General features: G+C 72.2%; 18 protein-coding genes. 5 read left to right on the forward strand and 13 right to left on the reverse strand.

The window, feature by feature from the left end:
- Positions 1-66: 66 nt before the first annotated feature.
- Positions 67-1,911, forward strand: coding sequence for a carbohydrate-binding module family 20 domain-containing protein (locus BM339_RS21440; protein WP_075021994.1), 1,845 nt, complete (start codon positions 67-69; stop codon positions 1,909-1,911).
- Between the two features lie 82 nt (positions 1,912-1,993).
- On the opposite strand, the gene BM339_RS21445 is transcribed toward BM339_RS21440, so the two are convergent.
- Positions 1,994-2,812 carry an acyl-CoA thioesterase gene (locus BM339_RS21445; protein WP_256255409.1) on the reverse strand — a complete coding sequence of 273 codons (819 nt, stop codon included), beginning with the start codon at positions 2,810-2,812 and terminating at the stop codon, positions 1,994-1,996.
- A 174-nt stretch (positions 2,813-2,986) separates the two neighbouring features.
- Here BM339_RS21445 and BM339_RS21450 point away from each other — a divergent pair, with 174 nt between their 5' ends.
- Positions 2,987-3,649 carry a hypothetical protein gene (locus BM339_RS21450; protein WP_075021995.1) on the forward strand — a complete coding sequence of 221 codons (663 nt, stop codon included), beginning with the start codon at positions 2,987-2,989 and terminating at the stop codon, positions 3,647-3,649.
- Between the two features lie 121 nt (positions 3,650-3,770).
- Positions 3,771-5,468: a cytochrome bc1 complex cytochrome b subunit gene (gene qcrB / locus BM339_RS21455; RefSeq protein WP_075021996.1), complete on the forward strand. Its 1,698-nt coding sequence runs from the start codon at positions 3,771-3,773 to the stop codon at positions 5,466-5,468.
- Here the strand turns inward: qcrB and BM339_RS21460 are convergent.
- The 5 genes from BM339_RS21460 to BM339_RS21480 form a co-directional block, all read right to left on the reverse strand.
- Entirely contained in the window at positions 5,443-5,997 is a 555-nt protein-coding gene (locus BM339_RS21460) for a TetR/AcrR family transcriptional regulator (protein WP_021598393.1), read from the reverse strand. The two genes, qcrB and BM339_RS21460, sit on opposite strands and share 26 nt — an antisense overlap.
- A gap of 67 nt (positions 5,998-6,064) precedes the next feature.
- Positions 6,065-6,769 (reverse strand): Crp/Fnr family transcriptional regulator, encoded by a 705-nt coding sequence (locus BM339_RS21465; RefSeq protein ID WP_021598394.1) that lies wholly within the window; start codon positions 6,767-6,769, stop codon positions 6,065-6,067.
- A 48-nt stretch (positions 6,770-6,817) separates the two neighbouring features.
- Positions 6,818-7,444 carry a LysE family translocator gene (locus BM339_RS21470; protein WP_021598395.1) on the reverse strand — a complete coding sequence of 209 codons (627 nt, stop codon included), beginning with the start codon at positions 7,442-7,444 and terminating at the stop codon, positions 6,818-6,820.
- 41 nt (positions 7,445-7,485) lie between these two features.
- Positions 7,486-8,277: a DUF427 domain-containing protein gene (locus BM339_RS21475; RefSeq protein WP_075021997.1), complete on the reverse strand. Its 792-nt coding sequence runs from the start codon at positions 8,275-8,277 to the stop codon at positions 7,486-7,488.
- Between the two features lie 74 nt (positions 8,278-8,351).
- The gene (locus BM339_RS21480) at positions 8,352-8,735 is read right to left on the reverse strand and encodes a helix-turn-helix domain-containing protein (RefSeq protein WP_021598397.1); all 384 of its coding nucleotides are present in this window, start codon (positions 8,733-8,735) and stop codon (positions 8,352-8,354) included.
- 334 nt (positions 8,736-9,069) lie between these two features.
- On the opposite strand from BM339_RS21480, the gene BM339_RS21485 reads away from it, so the two are divergent.
- Together BM339_RS21485 and BM339_RS21490 are read left to right on the forward strand one after the other, a co-directional pair.
- Positions 9,070-10,200: a DUF2637 domain-containing protein gene (locus tag BM339_RS21485; protein ID WP_075021998.1), complete on the forward strand. Its 1,131-nt coding sequence runs from the start codon at positions 9,070-9,072 to the stop codon at positions 10,198-10,200.
- A gap of 140 nt (positions 10,201-10,340) precedes the next feature.
- Positions 10,341-11,348, forward strand: a complete 1,008-nt coding sequence (locus tag BM339_RS21490) for a hypothetical protein (protein WP_075021999.1) — start codon at positions 10,341-10,343, stop codon at positions 11,346-11,348.
- Here the strand turns inward: BM339_RS21490 and BM339_RS21495 are convergent.
- From BM339_RS21495 to BM339_RS21525, 7 genes are all read right to left on the reverse strand, one after another.
- Positions 11,345-12,109 (reverse strand): SDR family NAD(P)-dependent oxidoreductase, encoded by a 765-nt coding sequence (locus BM339_RS21495; RefSeq protein ID WP_081842779.1) that lies wholly within the window; start codon positions 12,107-12,109, stop codon positions 11,345-11,347. The genes BM339_RS21490 and BM339_RS21495 overlap by 4 nt on opposite strands.
- 19 nt (positions 12,110-12,128) lie before the next feature.
- The gene (locus BM339_RS21500; protein WP_021599964.1) at positions 12,129-12,983 is read right to left on the reverse strand and encodes an ABC transporter permease; all 855 of its coding nucleotides are present in this window, start codon (positions 12,981-12,983) and stop codon (positions 12,129-12,131) included.
- Complete coding sequence (locus BM339_RS21505; RefSeq protein WP_075022000.1) at positions 12,980-13,906, reverse strand: ABC transporter permease; 927 nt, start codon at positions 13,904-13,906, stop codon at positions 12,980-12,982. Before BM339_RS21505 ends, BM339_RS21500 begins: the two co-directional genes overlap by 4 nt.
- Complete coding sequence (locus tag BM339_RS21510; protein ID WP_200871917.1) at positions 13,896-15,080, reverse strand: ABC transporter ATP-binding protein; 1,185 nt, start codon at positions 15,078-15,080, stop codon at positions 13,896-13,898. The genes BM339_RS21505 and BM339_RS21510 overlap by 11 nt, the downstream gene beginning before the upstream one ends.
- A gap of 313 nt (positions 15,081-15,393) precedes the next feature.
- Complete coding sequence (locus BM339_RS21515; RefSeq protein WP_075022001.1) at positions 15,394-16,614, reverse strand: extracellular solute-binding protein; 1,221 nt, start codon at positions 16,612-16,614, stop codon at positions 15,394-15,396.
- Between the two features lie 46 nt (positions 16,615-16,660).
- Positions 16,661-17,728 carry a LacI family DNA-binding transcriptional regulator gene (locus BM339_RS21520; RefSeq protein ID WP_021597158.1) on the reverse strand — a complete coding sequence of 356 codons (1,068 nt, stop codon included), beginning with the start codon at positions 17,726-17,728 and terminating at the stop codon, positions 16,661-16,663.
- Positions 17,729-17,827: 99 nt separating this feature from the next.
- Positions 17,828-19,546, reverse strand: a complete 1,719-nt coding sequence (locus tag BM339_RS21525) for an MFS transporter (protein WP_256255414.1) — start codon at positions 19,544-19,546, stop codon at positions 17,828-17,830.
- Positions 19,547-19,617: the final 71 nt, after the last annotated feature.

Below are 19,617 nucleotides of genomic sequence, written 5' to 3' on the forward strand. Positions count from 1 at the left end.
TCGCGGACGGCCGTCCCCCACCCCCTCCGGCGCCCGCCAGGCGCCTCGTGTCAGGAGTTCGCCGACATGTCCCCCACCGACGTCCGACGCGCACGCGTCCCCCGCCGCCGATCCCTGCTCGCCGCCGGGATCCTCGTCCTCGGCGGCCTCTCCCCCGCCGCGGTCCTTCTCCCCGACCGCCCCGCCATGGCCGCCGCCTCCCTCAACTCCAGCGACGTCACCGCCAACCTCTGGGAGTGGAACTGGCCGTCCGTGGCCGCCGCGTGCACCGACCACCTCGGCCCGGCCGGGTACGGGGCCGTCCAGGTCGCGCCGCCCGCCGAGTCGGTCAGCCTCGCGTCCACCGATGACGGCGCCCACCCTTGGTGGGAGGTCTACCAGCCCGTCTCCTACGACCTGACCAGCAGGCTCGGCACCCGCGCCCAGTTCTCCGCCATGGTCACCGCCTGCCACGACGCCGGCGTCCGCGTGTACGTGGACGCGGTGATCAACCACACGGCGGGCCACAACAACACGGTGAACACCACCTACGGAGGCTCGACGTTCGATCCGGCGGGGTTCTCCTACCCGGCCGTCCCCTACGGGTACGGCGACTTCCACCACGCCAACGACGGTTACTGCAACGACGAGGACGCGGGCATCGACGACTGGAACGACACGTCCGAGGTGCAGAACTGCGAGCTGGTGTCGCTGTCGGATCTCAAGACGCAGACCGGCTACGTGCGCGGCAAGATCGCCGGGTATCTCAACGACCTGATCGGGCTCGGCGTGGACGGGTTCCGGATCGACGCCGCCAAGCACATCGCGCAGAGCGACTTCGCCGCCATCAAGGGCGCGCTGAACCCCACCACCGCCGAGGGCAAGGCGCCCTACATCGCCCAGGAGGTCTTCCCCGGCGCCACCAATCCGGACCTGAAGGCGTCCGCGTTCACCTCCAACGGCGACGTGCTCGGCTTCGCCTACGCGATGGGCCTCAAGACCCAGTTCCAGAACGGCACCCTGTCGAACCTGTCGGGCATCCCGTCCTGGTCGCTGGACGCGGAGAGCTCCCAGACCTACGCCATGATCACCAACCACGACACCGAGCGGGACGGCTCCACGCTCAGCTACAGGAACGGCGCCGACTACACCCTCGCCACCTACTTCCTGCTCGCCTACCCGTACGGCAAGCCGACCGTCTACGACGGGTTCACCTGGTCGTCCAGGGGGCAGTCGCCGCCCGCCGACTCCAACGGGTTCGTCACCGCCGCGAACTGCGCCGGCGGCTGGCAGTGCCTCACCCGCTCGACCGGGATCAAGGGCATGGTCGGGTGGCGCAACGCGACCGCGTCCGCGACCACGGTCTCCAACTTCACGGCCACCGCGGGAGACGTCATCGGGTTCAGCCGCGGGTCGCGGGGCTGGATCGGGCTGAACGACTCCTCCGGGCCGTCCACCTCGTCCTACCGGACGGGTCTCGCGGACGGCGTCTACTGCGACGTCATCACCGGCGGCCTCGGCCCGGACGGCTGCGCGGGCACGGCCGTCACCGTGTCGGGCGGCACGGCCACCGTGACCATCCCCGCGGGCGGCGCGGTCGCCATTCACGCCGACGCCAAGACCGGTGCCACACCGACGCCCGCGACCGTCACCGACACGTTCAGGGTCCACGCGACCACCACCTGGGGGACCAGCGTCTACCTAGTCGGGAACGTCCCGGCGCTCGGGTCGTGGGACCCCGCCAAGGCCGTGAAGCTCTCCTCGGCCGGCTACCCGGTCTGGAGCGGCGAGGTCACGCTGCCCGCCAGGACCGAGATCCAGTACAAGTACGTCAAGAAGACCGACGCGGGCGCCGTGACATGGGAGAGCGGCGCCAACCGGACGTACACGACCGGCACGTCCGGCCGCACCGCCGACGACACCTGGAGATAGAGGCGCTCCGAGAACGGCACCGTCCCCCCGCCGGTGCCCCCGGGGCCGGCCTCCTCGTGTTCGGAGGCCGGCCCCGGCCGCGTCAGTCGCGGGGCGTGCGGAACAGCACCTCCTGGGCGAGGCTGGCCGCCAGCACCCCGCCGGCGGTGTGGAGCGTCCCCGTGTACCAGCCGCGCCCGGCGGCGACGGTCTGCGGGACGAGGTCCATCAGCACCCACTCGTCCATCCGGACCGGGCGGTGGAACCAGACCGCGTGGTCGAGGCTGGACCCGGACCGGGCGCGCCCGTCGTGCAGCGCGATCAGGCCGCTGGAGATATCGGACAGGTACGTCAGCACGCACGCGTGCAGCAGGTCGTCGTCCGGCAGCGGCACGGTGCAGCGCGACCACAGCCGGGTCGGGAAGTCGGCCGGCTCGTACGGCTGCGGCGGGACGCGGCCCTCCATCGAGAACAGCCGCGGGACCGGCGACTCCGGGAGGGTCCGCGGGTCCGGCGCCGCGGGCGCGGGGTGCACCTGCCGGTCCACGTCTTCCGCGGGCCGCTGGAACGACACCGACATGTTGAAGATGACCTCGCCGCCCTGGAGCGCCACCACCCGGCGCGCGGAGAACGAGCGCCCGTCGCGGTCCCGGTCCACCCGGAAGATCGTCGGCCGGGCCGCGTCGCCGCCGCGCAGGAAGTAGCCGTGCAGCGAGTGCGGCAGGCGACCCTCCGGTACGGTGCCGCCGGCGGCGCGCAGCGCCTGCGCCGCGACCTGCCCGCCGTAGAGCGGGTACGGGTCGTCGAAGACGAGCGTGCCCCGGTAGAGGTCACGGTCGAGCTCCTCCAGGTCCAGCAGGTCGAGGACGGAGTGGAGGGATTCCAGCCGCGTTCCGGGCTCTTCGGAGATCTTGGGTCGCACGCCCGCGACGTTATCCGACGGCCGCGTCCGGACGCCGCCCGGGTGAGGGCCGCCGCATAACCCGCCTTCCGTGGGGCAGATCACAGAAGTCATGCTCCGCATCGCGTCACATAAAGGGGTGCGCCGCCCATCTATTTCTATGGCGGCACCGGCGCGGAGGGCTTGGGAGGCGGCATGGAGAGTGTGGCGAGGAAGTTCGACCTGACCATGCTGTACGCCGCCTACGACGCGTTCCGCCGCGACACCGCCCGGCTGGAGGCGGCGGCCGGATCCGGTCACCGCGCGGAGCCGCCGGGGAGGGCGGTCGCGAACAGCTGGTCCCTGTTCACCGGCCACTGGCGCCTCCAGGACCGCGCGGAGAAGGCGGCCCTCTGGACGGTCATGTACGCCAAGGACGCCGGCGCGCGGCCGTCCGGCGGGCTCGGCCGGGTCGGGGTCGTCCTCGACGCCATGGCGTTGCGGGCGGTCAAGGTCGTCCCGCTGATCGACGGCCTGGACGCGGCGCTGGAGCACCGTGACCAGCGCGCGTTCGCCCTCTACGCCCGCGACCTCCGCGTCTCGGTGGACACGCTCCTGGACTTCAAGGAGGCCAACGTGCTGCCGCTGATCCAGGAGACGCTCACGCCGTTCGAGTGGGGCACCTTCGACGTCGAGTTCCGCCGCGAGCTGGGCCTGCGCGGGCTCGGCGTGTTCCTGCCCTGGCTGCTGGACGGCGCTCCCGCCGCCGGCCGCCGCGCGGTGCTGCGCATGCTGCCGCCGCCGATCCGGCTCTTCTACCGGGCGCGCTGGCGTCCGCGCTACATGCGCCGCACCCGCCTGGCCGGCGCCACCGGCTGAGGACGGCGCGCCTCCGTCCCGCACTGTGATCCGGTCCACACCGGACGATGTCACATACGGCATCCCGCATCGGTCTTATGCCTAGAAGCGACATGCCCAGATGCGCGGGAGGATGCTGACGATGGCGGGGACGAGAACGGCCGGTGGCCGCCGGCCGGGCGTACGCGGCGCGCCGAGGAGCGTCGACGGCACGGCGCGGGCGCTGGACGAGCGGTTCGGCACGACCGGCTTCGCCCGCAAGGCCGTGAAGAAGGCCTTCCCGGACCAGTGGAGCTTCCTCGTCGGCGAGATCGCGATGTACTCGTTCGTGATCATCCTGCTGACCGGGGTGTACCTGACGCTGTTCTTCAAGCCGAGCATGCACGAGGTCGTCTACAACGGCTCGTACACCAAGCTCAAGGGCGTCGAGATGAGCGAGGCGTACGCCTCCTCGCTCAAGATCAGCTTCGATGTGCGGGGCGGGCTGCTCGTCCGGCAGATCCACCACTGGTCGACGCTCATCTTCATGGGCGCGATCCTCGTCCACCTGCTCCGCAACTTCTTCAGCGGCGCGTTCCGCAAGCCGCGCGAGCTGAACTGGCTCATCGGCATCCTCATGTTCATGCTGGTCATGCTGAACGGCCTGTTCGGCTACTCGCTGCCGGACGACCTGCTGTCCGGCACCGGCCTGCGGATCCTGGAGGGCGTCACCGCGTCGATCCCGCTGGTCGGGTCGTATTTGGTGATGTTCCTGTTCGGCGGGGAGTACCCCGGCACCGACATCATCCCCCGCCTCTACGTGATCCACGTGCTGCTGATCCCCGGGCTCCTGGCGGCGCTGATCCCGCTGCACGCGATCGTGCTGACCTGGCGGCAGACCCACACCCAGTTCCCGGGCAAGGGCAGCTCGAACACGACCGTCCGCGGCTACCCGTTCTTCCCCGTCTTCATCGCCAAGACCACGTCGCTGTTCCTGTGGGTGCTCGGGGTCACGACGCTGCTGGCCGCGTTCGTCCAGATCAACCCGATCTGGCTGTTCGGACCGTACGACCCGGGCGCCATCAGCTCCGGCTCCCAGCCCGACTGGTACATGGGCTGGCTGGAGGGCGCGCTGCGGATCATGCCCGCCTGGGAGATCAACGCGTGGGGGCACACGGTCGCGATGAGCGTGGTGATCCCCGCGCTGGTGGTGCCGGGCCTGCTGTTCACCGGCCTCGCCGTCTACCCGTTCCTGGAGCGCTGGGTGACCGGCGACCACCAGATCCACCACCTGCTGGACCGGCCGCGCGACGTCCCCGCCCGCACCGGCATCGGCGTCGGCGGCGTGGTCTTCTACGGGACGCTCTGGCTCGCGGGCGGAAACGACGTCCTCGCCGACCGGTTCCACATCCCGCTGTTCTGGACGACCTGGTTCTTCCGCTTCCTGATCATCCTCGGGCCGGTGCTCGCCTACATCGTCGCCTACCGCATCTGCGTGGGCCTGCAACGCCGCGACCTGGCGCTCGCCGCCCACGGCCTGGAGACCGGCATCATCCGCCAGTCGCCCGACGGGAGGTTCAGCGAGGTCGAGCGGCACCTGCCGGACGAGGCGATCGCCGCCATCACCGACCCGCGGCCGGCGCCCGCCGTCGACCTGGACGTCCCGCCGCCCGTCGACGACATCGAGAGCCCGCGCGGCCGGACCGCCGCCGGCCGGCTCCGCGCCGCGCTCAACCGCCGGTTCCGGGCCGACCTCGCCGTCGTCCCGGAACGTCCCCCGGCCGGGGAGAACGGGAACCGGGAGGACGCCGTGGCCGCCGGAGCGGGACGCGAGATCAGCGCTCGAAGAGAAGGCGGATGACCGGGCCGGCCGCCGCGACGGGGTCGTCGCCGAGGTCGGGCAGCGCGCCGCTCAGCCACAGGTGCGCGAAGCCGTGGACGATCGACCACGCGGCGATCCCCGCCGTCCGGTCGTCCTGCGGCCCGCCCGGCGCGACCCCGCGGACACCCTCGCGCAGGGCCAGCGCGGCGCGCTCGCGGGCCGCGCCGACCCCGGGGTCGTCGGCCCGGTAGAGCGCGGGGGTGAACATCACCTCGAAGTGGGCCCGGTGCCCGACCGCGAACCGGACGTACGCCAGGCCGACGTCGTGCAGGTCGTCGCCGGCGGCCTCCAGGGCGTCGGCGAAGAGCGCGTAGCCCTCGGCGGCGACGGCCGTCAGCAGCCCGGTCTTGTCGCCGAAGTGATGGGCGGGCGCGGCGTGCGAGACGCCGGCGCGGCGGGCCAGCTCGCGCAGGCTCCACGTCGCCGGGCCCGACTCCGCGATCGCCTCGACGGCGGCGTCGAGCACGGCCCGCCGCAGGTTGCCGTGATGGTAGCCGTCGCCGCTCATGCCGCCATTTTGTCACCGGCAAGTTCCGCCGGGCGCCCGGGACGCCCGCGGCCGGAGGGACCGCGCGTCAGTCCTGCTCCTTCGAGAACTCGCGGAGGCGGGGCAGGTCGACGACGGTGATCTTGCGCCAGCCGGTGCGGATCAGGCCCGCCCGGCGGAGCCCGGCGAGGGCGCGGGCGACGGTCTCCCGGGACGCGTCCATCCAGCTGCCGAGCTCCTCCTGCGAAAGCGGCGGGCCGATCTCGATCGACCCGTCCGGCGCGGGCGGGGCGTGGTGGACCGACCGCTCGGCCAGGTCGGTGAGGAGCGCCGCGAGGCGCTGCGGGCCCCGGCTCGTGATGTGCGCCGCCAGCCGCCGGTCGGAGTCGTCCATGCGCCGGACGAAGGTGCCGGTGACGAGCATCCACACGTCCGGATGGGCGTCCAGGAACCCGGTGAACCGGGCCGCGGGCACGACCAGCGCGCGGATCGGCGACAGCGCGGTGACCGTCGCGGCCCGCGGCCGCCCGCCGAGCACCGCGCTCTCGGCCAGCAGGTCGCCGGGCCCGCGGACGGCCAGCACCACGTCGTGGCCGTCCTCGGTCGAGGAGGTCACCTTCGCCCAGCCGCGCTCGATGATGATCACGTGGTCGGACTCGTCGCCCTGGTACACCAGGGGCGCCTTCACCTGGAAGGTCCGCGGGCGCGCGGCGGCGCGGAGCGCGGAGCGCTGCGCGGCGTCGAGCGCGGCCCAGAACGCCGGAGGCGGAGAGGACGCCGCGTACGGTGCCAACAGCCGCCTCCTTTGCCCGGGGTCATCTGAACTGTAAACCCGCGGACGTCACTTGGGGACGGCCAGCAGCCGCACGGCGAGTCCCGTGAAGACGGTGCCGCTGAAGATGTTCAGGCCCCGCGCGACGCGGCGGCTGCGCCGCAGCAGGTCCGCGAGCCGGCCGGAGAGCAGCCCCACGGACGCGTCCACGGCGAGGCCGATGAGGACGAGCGTGATCCCGAGGACGAGGAGCTGGACCATCGGGTGCCCGAGCGCCGGGTTCACGAACTGCGGCAGGAAGGCGATGTTGAACAGGATCACCTTGGGGTTCAGCAGGTTCGTGACGACGCCCTGCCAGAACGCGCGCGGCCGCCCGGGGCCGACCGCGGCCGTGCCCTCACCCGGCTCGCCGCGGTCACGGAACGACCGGACCGCGAGGTACAGCAGGTAGGCGGCGCCGGCCCAGCGCAGCACGTGGTAGAGCGCCGGCAGGGCCGTGAAGAGGGCGGAGAGCCCGAGCGTCGCGGCGACGGCGTGCGTGAGGGCGCCGGCGGCGACGCCCACGGCGGCCATCACGCCCGTTCCGGGCCCGCCGCGCCCGCCCATCGCGACGATGAACATCATGTCGGGCCCGGGGGTGACGCAGAGGGCGAAGGCCGCGACGACGAACGCCGCATAGAGGGAGGTATCCACCATGCCGAAACTATGCGACAGATGGACCTTCCACCGCGAACCGGTCAGGCGCCCGCGCCGGGCGTGTCCGCCTCGATCGTCAGGGCCTCGTGGTCGAAGGCGAGATACCCGCCGATCCTGGCGGCGTCCTCCAGGGGCCGCTCGTAGGACCAGGCGGCGTCCTCGGCGCCGTCCAGCGACCAGTACGTCGCCTCGCCCTTGTACGGGCAGACGGTGCGCTTCTCGCTCCGGGTCAGCAGGTCGCGGCGGACGTCCTCGGCCGGGATGTAGAACCGGTTGGGCAGCCCCGTCTCCGACAGCAGCCTCGACCGCTCGGTCTCCGCGACGACCGTCCCGTCCAGCAGCACCCGCACGCGCCTGGAGGTGTCGCGCGCGTCGACACGGTGGAACGGGTCCCGCAGGTGCCCGTGGACCTCCTCGTCCTCGTCGAACCAGGCGTCCATCCGCTTCCAGTAGAAGGCCATGTGCCCGCGCAGCCACGCCGACTCCGGATTCGGCTCCGGATAGGCCCAGACCGCGTTCTCGGCCGCGCGGTCGCCGACCCGCACCGTCCAGTACGCCGCGTCGCCCTTGAACGGGCAGTACGTCGTGTGCTCGGTCTTCTCCAGCAGGTCGGTCCGCACGTCCTCCTCCGGGACGTACAGGACGGGCAGCAGGCCGGTCTCATGCAGGAACCGCCCGCGCTCGGTGTCCAGGACGGTCTCCCCCGCGAACCGCGCCCGGACCCGCCGCGGGAAGGGGTGCATGAACAGGCGGTGCTTCGGCCCGTCGATGGTGAAGTTGACCTCGTCGCCGGGGGATCCCGCGAGCGGTCCCGGCCGCATGGTCAGCGACATGTCCGTGTCTCCCTTCACGCCTGTCGGCATCGCCTCCAGTTCACCACGGCGCGCCGCCTCCGGCGCACGCGGCGCTAGCCGCCCCGCCGGATGCCCGCGGTCCGGGCGCGGTAGGCGGTCGGGGTCTGGCCGTAGGCGGCGCGGAAGGCGCGGCTGAAGGCGGCGGCGTCCGGCATGCCCCAGCGGTTCGCGATCGCGCCGATCGGCTCCGCGCCGAAGAGCGGGTCGGCGAGCTCGCGGCGGCAGTTCTCCAGGCGGCGGGCGCGGATGTGCCGCGCGACGGTCGTGCCGGACGGCCGGAACACCCGGTACAGCTGGCGGACGGAGATGTGGTGCGCCGCCGCGATCGACGCCGGGCACAGGGACGGGTCGTGCAGCCGCCCCTCGATCCACGCCTCGATCCGCTCGAACGCCGAGACGAGCAGGAGTCGGTCCGAGCTGTCTGCGAGCGTGGACATGACGCTCCTCCGGTCTGCGAACGGGGTCTCGGACGCCACCCGCCAGGCTTCTATGGCGTGTCAGGAAGGTCAATGAGCGAGTCAGCACGACGCTGCGGGCGGGCTTTGGCACTCGGCGCCAAATCCCCGCGTGGAGCGGCGGGACCGCCCGTTCCACTCCAATAAATGGACACAATAGGACAATTCAGCCGTGGGGCGGCCGGTGGCGCCGATCGGCGGTTTCCCGGAAATGCGACCGAGACGTGATGCGAATCGCCCACGAAACGGCAAAGGAATGGATAGTCTCCCTGCGATCACTCTTGGTTGTGTAAGGAAATCTGGGAGCACACGCCGCATGAGCGCTGCCAACCGGGCACAGGTCATCACACGGTGGGGAGCCATCGCCTTCATGGCGGCCGCGGTCCTGACCGCCACCGCCGGTGGCTTCGCCCAATCCTATGCCGGGCTCTACCACTGGGCCCTCGAACACGGCCTGCGCGGCTGGAAGGCCGAGTCCTTCCCCCTGCTGGTCGACCTGTTCATCATCGTCGGAGAGCTCGGGCTCTTCCTGCTGGCCATAGACGCCTTCGTGCTGCGCCGCCGGACGCTGATGAGCTGGCTGGACTTCTGCCTGCCGCTGTCCATCGCCATCGCGGGCTGGACGGCCAGCCTCATCTTCAACGTCGGGCACGTCGGGCACAAGACGTTCTCCTACCAGGCGACGGCCGCCGTGCCGCCGATAGTGTCCATGCTCGGCCTCTTCGTCCTGCTGCGGACCCTGCACCGGTACGTGTCGAACGAGGAAGAGGAGGAGGTCAAGCCGCCCGAGCCGCAGACGCGCGCGATCGCCGGGCCGGTCACGCTGAACCAGATCACGCTGATGCCGATGCGCAACACCGGCCCGTTCCCGCAGATCCAGGTCCCCGGGCACTCGGGGAAGGCGATCGAGTCGGGCACCCCGGCCGCCGCCGCGCCGCAGCCCAAGGCCGAGACCGCACGCGAGGCCGCCGCCGGCGCGACCGCCCAGGCCGCCGCGCCCGCGACCGCCCCGGCGCCCGCTCCCAAGGCCCCCGCCCCCGCTCCGGCCCCGCAGCCGGAACCCGAGCCGGAGCCGGAACTGGCCGTGGTCAGCGCCGCCGCCCGCGGCAGCCTCAACGGGCGCAGCTCCTACGGCACCGCCACCGAGGAACCGGCACCGGCGCCCGCCGCCAACCCGGAGAACCTGCGCGCCCTCGTCATCGACGTCCTCGAACGCCGGCACGGGGACGTCGCCGGGACGCTCGCCGAGGTCCGGGCCGAGGGCTACAGCTGCGACGAGGCGGAGATCCAGCGGATCAGCGACAACCACTGGTTCCCGTACGCGGTGTACCGGCTGCTCGCCAAGCACCACGGCGACGGCGAGCTGGTCGCCCAGGAGCTGGCGTCCCAGGGGATCGTCTACGACCAGGCCACGCTGGACGCGCTCGTCCAGTCCTGGCGCGTCTGACCCGTCCCCAGGGCTCACCGCCCGTCCGCGTTTTCCGGACCGGCCGCCCCCGCCGTTGCGGGCGGCCGGTCCGTCGCGTATTCCCGCGATCACGCTCCGTCCGTGCGACGCTGGGCGCACCAGCGACGCCGGGAGAGCCGATGAAGACGCAACTGGCCGCGATGCATCTGGCCGCGGTGGGCGCCGCGGCCGCCCTCGCGGGCGCCGTCACCGGGTACCTGATCGCCCCCTCGCCGGGGGACGCCGCCGCGCGTCCCGCCGCCCACCAGCGCGCGAGCGGCACCCTGCACCTCGCGCTCAACATGCCGGCCGGAGACCGCGCCGAGGCCGCCGCGCTCGGCTACGACCTGTTCGACACCGACCCCGACGAGGACGACATCGCCGCGCTGCCCAAGGGCGGACGGGCCCTGCTGTGGGTCGGCAACACCACCTGCGGCGCCTTCCAGGAGGAGAGCGACGCCGCGTTCGCGGCCACGGTGAAGCGGTTCGCCGGGAACGCCCGCGTCTACGGCTGGTACCTGTCCGACGAGCCGAACCCGGACCAGTGCCCCGGCATCGTCGGCGAGATCCGGCGGCGCGCGGACATCGTCCACCGGTACGCGCCGGGGCAGGTCGCGTTCGCCTCGCTGACCGACTGGCCGATGCGGCCGCTCAGACCGTCCGCCACCCATCTCGACCTCATCGGGCTCGACCCCTACCCGTGCCGGACGGGCGGCGGGGGCTGCGACCTGGACGCGATCGACACCATGGTCGGGCAGGCCGCCCGCGCCGGGTTCCCCCAGCGCATGATCGTCCCCGTGTTCCAGACGTTCGGGCAGTCCTGCAATGACGGTGAACGGCACTGGCGGCTGCCGGACGAGGCGCAGCTCACCTCCATCCTCCGCCGGTGGGACCGGCTCGTCCCGCGCCCCGCGTTCGACATCAGCTACTCGTGGGGGCGGCAGGACGCGTGGGCGTGCCCGACGCTGGCCGACGCCGACGGCACGGGCGGCAGGCCCGATCTGCAGGCCGTCATGAAACGGCACAACCTGCGCCGGACCGGCCCCGCCCGGCCGCCCTCGCGGACGCCCTCGCGCAGTCCGGCGCCGACGTCCTCCGCCGAACCGCAGGCGCCCACGGCACCGTGCCCGGCGCCCGGAGGCCCCTAGGCAGGGGCGCGCTGCTGTTCCTGGGCCGGATCGGTGCGCAGCCGCGCGTGCAGCCCGCCGTCCACGCGCAGGACGTGCCCGTTGAGCTGCTCCGCCGCCGGGGACGCCAGGAACAGCGCCGCGTCCGCGACCTCCTCCGGCGCGGTGGTGCGGCCGGCCGGGATGTCGGTGGCGGGCCGGATCTCCCCGACGACGCTGGCCGGGGCGACGCAGTTCGCCCGGATGCCGAGCCCGCCGAGCTCCACGGCGATCGCCCGGCTCAGCGCCTCGATGCCCGCCTTGGTCACGTCGTAGGCGCTCTGGTCCTCGTGGGCCCGGGAGCCTCCCGGCGACGACAGGCTGACGATCGCGCCGCCCCGGCCGGCGTCGCGCCAGTGCCGGACGGCGCGCACCGACAGCAGGTACGCCGAGCGCAGGTTCGCGGCGACGACCGCGTCCCACAGCCCGGCGCTGAAGTCGATGAACGGGGTGCGCACCTCGGTCATCGCCGCGTTGTTGACGAGCACGTCCAGGCCGCCGTCCCGCAGGAGCCTGGCGAAGACCGCGTCGGCGACGTCCTCGCGGGCCAGGTCGCCGACCATCGTCGCGACCCGCGGGTCGCCGTCGAAGACCTTGAGCCCGTCGTCGTCCACGTCCACGGCGAGCACCCGCGCGCCCGCGCCGGCGAAGCGCCGCACCAGCGCGCGGCCGATCAGGCCCGCGGCGCCGGTGACCAGGACCCGCTCCCCCGTGTAGTCGAACCGGACGCTGCTCATTCGCATGCCCTCTTCTCCGCTGGGCTCATTCGGCCGGGGCCTCCCTCACCTGGGCGACGATCTGTGTCGGGTTGACGAACATCAGGGCGATCACGAGCAGGACCGCCGACAGCGCCATGTAGATCACGGCCATCGCGTCGATGGCCTGGGCGGCGCGGATGCCGGGGGTGAACGCGGCGCTGTACAGCGAGACGATCAGCGTCTGGCTGTCGGCGTCGGCGACAAGGAACGTCAGCTCGAACATGGCGACGGTCCGGACCAGCACCAGGATGCCGGCGGCGAGGATGCCGGGCAGCAGCAGCGGCACCAGCACCCGCGTGAACACCTGCCGGGTGCGGGCCCCGCACATCCGCGCCGCCGACTCCACGTTCGCGTCGATCTGCTCCACGAACGGCGTCATCACGAGGACGACGAACGGCAGGGCCGGGACGAGGTTCGCCGCGATGACGCCCGTCATCGTCCCCGCCAGGTGCACCTTGTACAGGACGGTCGCGAGCGGGATCCCGTAGGTGATCGGCGGCAGCAGCACCGGGAGCAGCAGCAGGAACATCACGATCCGCTTGCCCGGGAAGTCGCGGCGCGCCAGCGCGTACCCGGCGGGGACGCCGATCAGCAGCGAGAGCGCCACCACCACGAGCGTGATCTCCAGCGTGACGGTCAGCACCTCGCCGAGCGCGAACTCCTCCCACGCGTCGGAGTACCACGCGCTGGTGAAGCCCTGCGGCAGCCAGCCGGCGAACCACCTGGTCCCGAACGAGTTGACGACCACGGACAGGATCAGCGCGGCCAGGTTGACCAGGAAGAACGCGACGCAGATCCAGACGGCCCAGCCGCTCAGCCGGCCCCTCGGCAGCCCGCGCGGGCGGGAGACGGCGGTCATGATCCCTTACCTCCCATCGCGGGCCCGGTGTAGAGGCGGCCGCGCAGCAGCAGCGTGACCGAGATGACGAGCAGCTCGAACACGCCCATCAGCACGGCGATGGTCGAGGCCATCGAGTAGTCGTACTTCTCGAACGCCGCCTGGTAGGCCGCGATCGCCATCACCCGGGTCTCACCGGCCGGTTCGCCGACGAGGTTCGCCGAGGGGAACACCGAGAACGCCAGCACGAACGCCAGCACGAACGTGGTCGCGAGGCCCGGGGCGAGCAGCGGCAGGACGATCCGCCGCATCCGCTGCCAGGGCCCGGCGCCGAGCGTCGCGGCGGCCCGCTCCAGCGTCGGGTCGATGCCCGACATGTAGGAGAGCACCAGCAGGAACGCGAACGGGAACCCGGTGATGAGCAGCGAGAGCAGCACGCCCCAGTAGTTGTAGATCAGCCGGACCGGCTCGTCCACGACGCCGAGGTCGAGCAGCACCCGGTTGAACCAGCCCCGGGGGCCGAGGTAGCGCAGCAGCCCGTCCGCCACCAGGACGGTGCCGAGCGTCACCGGCAGGACGAGCAGCGCCGTCAGCACGCGGCGTCCGCGGAACCTGCCGCGCAGCCGGTACGCGATCGGCACCGACGCGCCGACGTTGATCAGTGCGGCCGGAAGCGCGAGCTTGAGCGTCTTCCAGATCGTGCCGCGCTGGTAGGAGTCCTTGAAGAAGTCGGCGTAGTTGCCGAGCGGGCCGCCGCCGTTCTTCGGCTGCAGCGACAGCCCCACCCCGTACAGCATCGGGTAGAGGAACAGCAGGCCGACGACGAGGACGGCGGGCACCAGCAGGAGCAGGACCCGGTCCACGCCGCGTTCGGCGAGCCGGTGCCGCAGGCCGCCGCGCCGGGACGGCGGCGCCTCGGGGCGGGCGGGGGCCTCAACCGCCATCGGTGCCCCCCGCCTCGCCCGCCGGGACGCCGAGCGCCCCGGCGGCGGGTTCGTCGAGCGCCTGCGCGGCGTCCCGCACGCTCTCGCCGAACACGAGCACGCGGTCCGGGGAGACGGCCAGCGTGACCCGCTCCCCCGGCGCGATCCGCTCCGGCGACCGGAAGTGGACGACGCGGCCGTCGTCGGTGACGCCCTCGGCGGCGACCTCGCGCCCGTGGAACTCCGACACCTCCACCCGGACGGTCACGAGGTTCTCCCCCGCCGCCCGGTCCGCGGACCCGGCGACGCGGAAGTCCTCCGGCCGGACGGCGGCGACCGCCCGCGCCCCGGTGATCGGCTGCCGGCCCACCCCGGTCAGGGTGAGCCCGCCCCGCTCGCCGAGCGTGACGCCGCCGCCGTCGCCGCCGGACGACAGCACGGGCAGCTCCAGCAGGTTCCGGTAGCCCATGAACCCGGCGATGTAGGTGCTGACCGGGTAGGTGTAGACCTCCTCGGGCGTCCCGATCTGCTCGATCCTGCCGGACCGCAGCACCACGACCCGGTCGGCGAGCGCGAGCGCCTCCTCCTGGTCGTGCGTGACGTACACGGTCGTCAGGCCGAGCTGCTGGTGGATGCGGCGGATCTCGGTGCGCATCTGCACGCGGAGCTTGGCGTCCAGGTTGGACAGCGGCTCGTCCATCAGCACCAGCTTCGGGCGGAGCACGATCGCGCGGGCGATGGCGACGCGCTGCTGCTGGCCGCCCGACAGCTGGCCCGGCAGCTTGTGCTCGTGCTCGGTCAGCTCGACCGTGCGCAGCGCCTCGTCCACCCGGCGGGCGGTCTCGGCCTTCCCGACCCGCCGGACCGACAGCCCGAACGCCACGTTCTTGCGGACGGTCAGGTGCGGGAACAGCGCGTAGTTCTGGAACACCATCCCGAACCCGCGCCGCTCCGGCGGCAGCGTGTCGACGCGCTCCTCGTCCAGCCAGATCGCGCCCTCCGAGAGGGGCAGCAGCCCGGCCAGGCAGTTCAGCGCGGTCGACTTGCCGCAGCCGGACGGCCCGAGCAGCGCGATGAACTCGCCGCCCTCGATGCGCAGGTCGAAGCCGCTCAGCGCGGCCGTCTTACCGAACCGGCGCGTCACGCCGTCCAGCCGCAGATGCCCGAACGCCGCCCGCGAATCCTTCTCCACCACGCTCCCCACAGTCATACCGCCCCCCACACCACACGCCCCGCGCCCCCGGTCAAGGACGCGCAGCCGGCAGAACGGCCCATCGCGGACGCGCAGCCCAGAGCCACCGCGTACACAGAGTCCGCGGAACGGCCCACCGAAGACCCGGGGCCTCGGCCCACCGAACGCCCGCAGCCCGGGGAACGGCGAACCGGGGACGCGGCGCGGGGGGCTGCCGAGGACGCGGAGCCTGCGGAGCGGTGTTCCGGGGACGCGGCGCGGGGGGCTGCCGAGAACGCGGAGCCTGCGGAGCGGCCTCGTGTTGTTTTGTTCGTCGTCATGACTTCTTGACCTTTTGGCCGCCGATCTCGCGGTCCCAGCGGTCGAAGGCGGCGACGAGGGCCTTGGCGTCGAGCGGCGGCGCCTTCGGGTTGTCGGCGATGAGCTTGTCGTACTCGGGGCGGCCGTACTCCTTGATCGCCTGCTGGCTGTCGGCCGGCGCCATGTCGAGCGTGACCCCCTTCACGGCCGGGCCGGGGTAGAAGTAGCCCTTGTCGAAGGTGATCGCCTGCTGCTTCGGCTGGAGCGCGTACTTCATCAGGTCGAGCAGGACGGCGAGCTTCTCGCCGGACACGCCCTTGGGGACGACCATGTAGTGCGCGTCGGTGACCCATGTGAAGCCGTCGAGCGGCTGGATCTTGACGTCCTTCGGCACCTGGCCAAGGACGCGCGGGTTGATGTCCCAGCCGGTCGTGCTGAGGATGATGTCGCGGGTGCCCTCGCCCAGCTCCTTCATCGTCTGCGTGGTGCCCGTCGGGTAGTACTCGATGTACTTGTCGAGTTCCTTCAGGTACTTCCAGGTGTTGGCCCACCCGTTGTTCGGGTCCTTGGGGTCGGAGTCCTTGAGGATGTAGGGCAGGCCCATGAGCCACGTCCGCCCGGGACCGGAGTTGGACGGCCGCGCGTACTCCAGCTTGTTCGGGTGCGCCTTCGCCCACGCGAGCAACTCTTCGGCGGTCTTCGGCGGGTTCGGGACCTTCTTCGGGTTGTACTCCAGCAGCGGGCCGGACGGGTAGTACGTCACGGTCACGCCCTTGCCCTGGGCGAGGTCCTGCATCTTGGACGCGGGCTCCAGGTACTGCGTCTTCAGGTCGGGCAGCTTGTCGGAGTACTTGCCGACCAGGTCGACCCACAGGTTCTGCTCCAGGCCCGCGGAGAGCCCGTCGGTGCCGGTGAGGACGAGGTCGATGTCGAGCCGCCCGGCGTCCTGCTGGGCCTTGACCTTGCCCGCCAGCTCGGGCGCGGTCGCCTTGGTGTAGGTGATCTTGCTGACGCGGTCCGGGTGCTCCTTGGTGTAGTTCTCGAAGATCTGCTGGGTGAGCTGGAGGTTCCCGGCGACGTCGATGATGTTGAGGGTGACGGCCTTGGACGGCAGCTTGACGTCCGCGGCGGCGGGTTCGGACGCGGCCTTCCCTCCTGAGTCGGGCGCCCCGCAGGCGGCGAGCAGCAGGCCGGCGGCGGTCGCGGCGGTGAGGAGGGCGGATCGGGGAGTTCTCATGGGGTGGGTCCTCCTGGCAGGACGGGGGTCCTCCGGGCGGCCGGGCTCAGACGGGCCCGGTGGTGCCGCGGATGAGGAGTCGGGTCGCCAGCTCGGAGGCCGGCGGCGCGGGAGGCGCCTTGCGCGCCCCGGGGTCGAGCAGTGCGTGCATGGTGGCGGCCGTGGCGCGCGACAGCGCGTTGACGGGGATCGCCACCGTGGTGAGCGGTGGATTGGTCATCGACGCCATGGGGACGTCGTCGACCCCGACGATGCTGAGCCCGCCGGACGAACCGGGCTCGCCGGGCACGGGCACGCCGCGCGCGGTGAGCCGTGACAGCACCCCGAGCGCGACCAGGTCGTTGTAGGCGAACGCCGCGGTCACGTCCGCGGCGAGCACCTCGTCCGCGGCCCGGTACCCGCCGGTGAAGCGCGGCTCGTACGGGCCGAGGTCGACCAGCTCGATGCCGCGCTCGGCGCAGGACGCGCCGAGCAGCTTGCGCCGCCGCCGGTTCGACCAGGAGTTGGCCGGGCCGGCGAGGTAGGCGCACCTGCGGTGCCCGAGCGCGTGGACGTGCGCCACCGCCTGGTCCATGCCGGGCTGGAAGTCCAGCAGGACCGACGGCGCGTTGCGGCTGGTGCGGTTGGCGAGGACCACGGTCGTCTTGGACGCGACGGCGCTCAGGCGCGTCCCGGACATGCGGGGGGCGCACAGGATCAGCCCGTCCACCCGCTCGATCATGGCCTCGGCCAGCCTGCTCTCGGTCTCGGTGTCCTCGTCGGTGTCGGCGAGGAACACCGCGAACTCGGTGTCCCGGAAGTAGGCCTCCACTCCCTTGATGAACGGGGCGTAGAACGGGTTGGCGATGTCGGGGACGATCAGCCCGACATTGCGGGTCCGGCCGAGGACCAGGGACTGCGCCGCCCGGTTCGGCTGGTAGCCGAGCCGCTCGGCGCAGTCGAGCACGCGCCGCCGGGTCTCGGCGTTGACGAGCTCCGGGGTGTTCAGGGCGCGCGAGACCGTGGACGGCGACACCCCGGCGAGATTCGCCACGGCCCGGATCGAGGCGCGCGAACCGTCGGCGTTCCGGCGTCCGGCCGGCCCGCCGCCGGCGTCCGTGCGCTCCTCGGTCATGCCGAGGATTATGAAAACGTTTGCGGAACAGTGTCAATAGGCGGCGTGAAAAAGCCCCCGGCCGGGCGGGGCGGGCCGGGGGCTCGATCGTGGGGGTCGTCAGGCGGTCGCGCGTCCCGCCTTCCGCGGCTCGGGTTCGGCGCGGACGTCGTCGTCGTGCACGTACCGGCGGCCCCGCAGCAGCGACACCAGCGCCGCCACCAGCGACATCGCGATCGCCATGCCGAACACGATGACGAGCCCGTGGTGGAACGGCTCGGAGATCAGGTGCGGGAAGTACGAGCGGCCGGTGAGCGTCGCGACGTCGTCCGGCGCGAGCCGGCCGAGGACGTGGAACGGCGCGAGCAGGTTCTGGATCGGGTTGTAGCCGAGGAAGGCGGCGAACAGCGTGCCGACCGGCGGGAGCCCGCCCACCTGCGCGGCCGGGCCCGCCGGGACGCCGTGCTCGGTCAGCCCCCGCGTCAGCGTCCGCGGCAGCGTGTCGGACAGCCCGGCGATCATCAGCGAGAAGAACACGCCGATGGACAGCACCATGCCGGCGTTCATGAAGGTGGCGCGCATGCCGGACGCGACCCCGCGCTGGTCCGCCGGCACCGAGTTCATGATGGCGGTGGTGTTGGGCGCGGCGAACAGCCCGGAGCCGATCCCGTTCAGGAAGATCAGCAGCGCGAACGTGGTGTACCCGAAGTCGGTCGGGATCAGCAGCAGGCCGGCGAACGCCAGCGCGGACAGCACCAGCCCGCCGGAGGCGAAGGCGCGGGCGCCGTGCCGGTCGGACAGGTGCCCCGAGACGGGCCCGGCGACGAGGAATCCCGCGGTCAGCGGCAGCAGGTAGATGCCCGCCCAGAGCGGGGTGTCCTCGTAGTCGTAGCCGTGCAGCGGCAGCCAGATGCCCTGCAGCCAGATGATCAGCATGAACTGCATCCCGCCGCGCGAGACCGCGGCGAGCAGCCCGGCCGCGTTCCCGGCCGTGAACGCCCTGATGCGGAACAGCCCGAGGTGGAACATGGGCTGCGCCACCCGGGTTTCGATCCAGCAGAACAGGATGAGGACCGCGACGCCGCCGGCCATCCCGCCGATCACCCAGGGGTTCGTCCAGCCCATGTCGTGCCCGCCGTAGGGCTGGATGCCGTAGGTGATCGCGGCGAGCAGGCCGGTGAGCCCGACGGCGAAGGTGATGTTGCCCAGCCAGTCGATCCGCGCGGCGACCGCCCGCGTCGCGGTCTCCACCAGGCTCCGGTACGCCCAGACCGTCCCGATGATCCCGATCGGCGCGGACGCGAAGAACACCAGCCGCCAGTTGATCTCGCTCAGCAGCCCGCCCGCGACGAGGCCGATGAAGGTGCCGGCGATGCCCGCCACCTGGTTGACGCCCATCGCCATGCCGCGCCGGTGCGCCGGGAACGCGTCGGTGAGGATCGCGGCCGAGTTCGCCATCAGCAGCGCGCCGCCGATCCCCTGGAAGATCCGCCAGCCGATGAGCCAGAGCGCCCCGGCGCTCCCGTGGAACGGGTCCAGGGCCAGCACGAGCGTCCCGACCGTGAACACCGCGAACCCGGCGTTGTACATCCGGACGCGGCCGAACATGTCCCCGAGCCGGCCGAGCGTCACCACCAGCACCGCCGAGACGAGCATGTAGCCCATCAGGATCCACAGCAGGTAGCTGACATTGCCCGGCTCCAGCGGGTTCAGGTCGATGCCACGGAAGATCGCCGGCAGCGAGATGATCACGATCGACGAGTTGACCGTGGCGAGCAGCATGCCCAGCGTCGTGTTGCTGAGCGCGACCCACGGATAGTGGTTGGACGGCACGCGCACCCCCTGCAAATAGTTTCCTAGCCTAACTAAGCATAAACCCGGGCGGGCGGGGTGCGACCGCCGCGGAAGCG

Source organism: Actinomadura madurae (assembly GCF_900115095.1).
In the GTDB taxonomy this organism is placed as follows: domain Bacteria; phylum Actinomycetota; class Actinomycetes; order Streptosporangiales; family Streptosporangiaceae; genus Spirillospora; species Spirillospora madurae.

Excerpts from the sequence above, each read along its gene's own strand:
- BM339_RS21490 (WP_075021999.1), top strand. The coding sequence starts at position 10,341 with ATGAAGACGCAACTGGCCGCGATGCATCTGGCCGCGGTGGGCGCCGCG.
- BM339_RS21480 (WP_021598397.1), bottom strand. The coding sequence starts at position 8,735 with ATGTCCACGCTCGCAGACAGCTCGGACCGACTCCTGCTCGTCTCGGCG.
- qcrB (WP_075021996.1), top strand. The coding sequence starts at position 3,771 with ATGGCGGGGACGAGAACGGCCGGTGGCCGCCGGCCGGGCGTACGCGGC.
- BM339_RS21440 (WP_075021994.1), top strand. The coding sequence starts at position 67 with ATGTCCCCCACCGACGTCCGACGCGCACGCGTCCCCCGCCGCCGATCC.
- BM339_RS21485 (WP_075021998.1), top strand. The coding sequence starts at position 9,070 with ATGAGCGCTGCCAACCGGGCACAGGTCATCACACGGTGGGGAGCCATC.
- BM339_RS21515 (WP_075022001.1), bottom strand. The coding sequence starts at position 16,614 with ATGAGAACTCCCCGATCCGCCCTCCTCACCGCCGCGACCGCCGCCGGC.
- BM339_RS21495 (WP_081842779.1), bottom strand. The coding sequence starts at position 12,109 with ATGCGAATGAGCAGCGTCCGGTTCGACTACACGGGGGAGCGGGTCCTG.
- BM339_RS21475 (WP_075021997.1), bottom strand. The coding sequence starts at position 8,277 with ATGTCGCTGACCATGCGGCCGGGACCGCTCGCGGGATCCCCCGGCGAC.
- BM339_RS21470 (WP_021598395.1), bottom strand. The coding sequence starts at position 7,444 with ATGGTGGATACCTCCCTCTATGCGGCGTTCGTCGTCGCGGCCTTCGCC.
- BM339_RS21500 (WP_021599964.1), bottom strand. The coding sequence starts at position 12,983 with ATGACCGCCGTCTCCCGCCCGCGCGGGCTGCCGAGGGGCCGGCTGAGC.
- BM339_RS21460 (WP_021598393.1), bottom strand. The coding sequence starts at position 5,997 with ATGAGCGGCGACGGCTACCATCACGGCAACCTGCGGCGGGCCGTGCTC.
- BM339_RS21520 (WP_021597158.1), bottom strand. The coding sequence starts at position 17,728 with ATGACCGAGGAGCGCACGGACGCCGGCGGCGGGCCGGCCGGACGCCGG.
- BM339_RS21450 (WP_075021995.1), top strand. The coding sequence starts at position 2,987 with ATGGAGAGTGTGGCGAGGAAGTTCGACCTGACCATGCTGTACGCCGCC.
- BM339_RS21505 (WP_075022000.1), bottom strand. The coding sequence starts at position 13,906 with ATGGCGGTTGAGGCCCCCGCCCGCCCCGAGGCGCCGCCGTCCCGGCGC.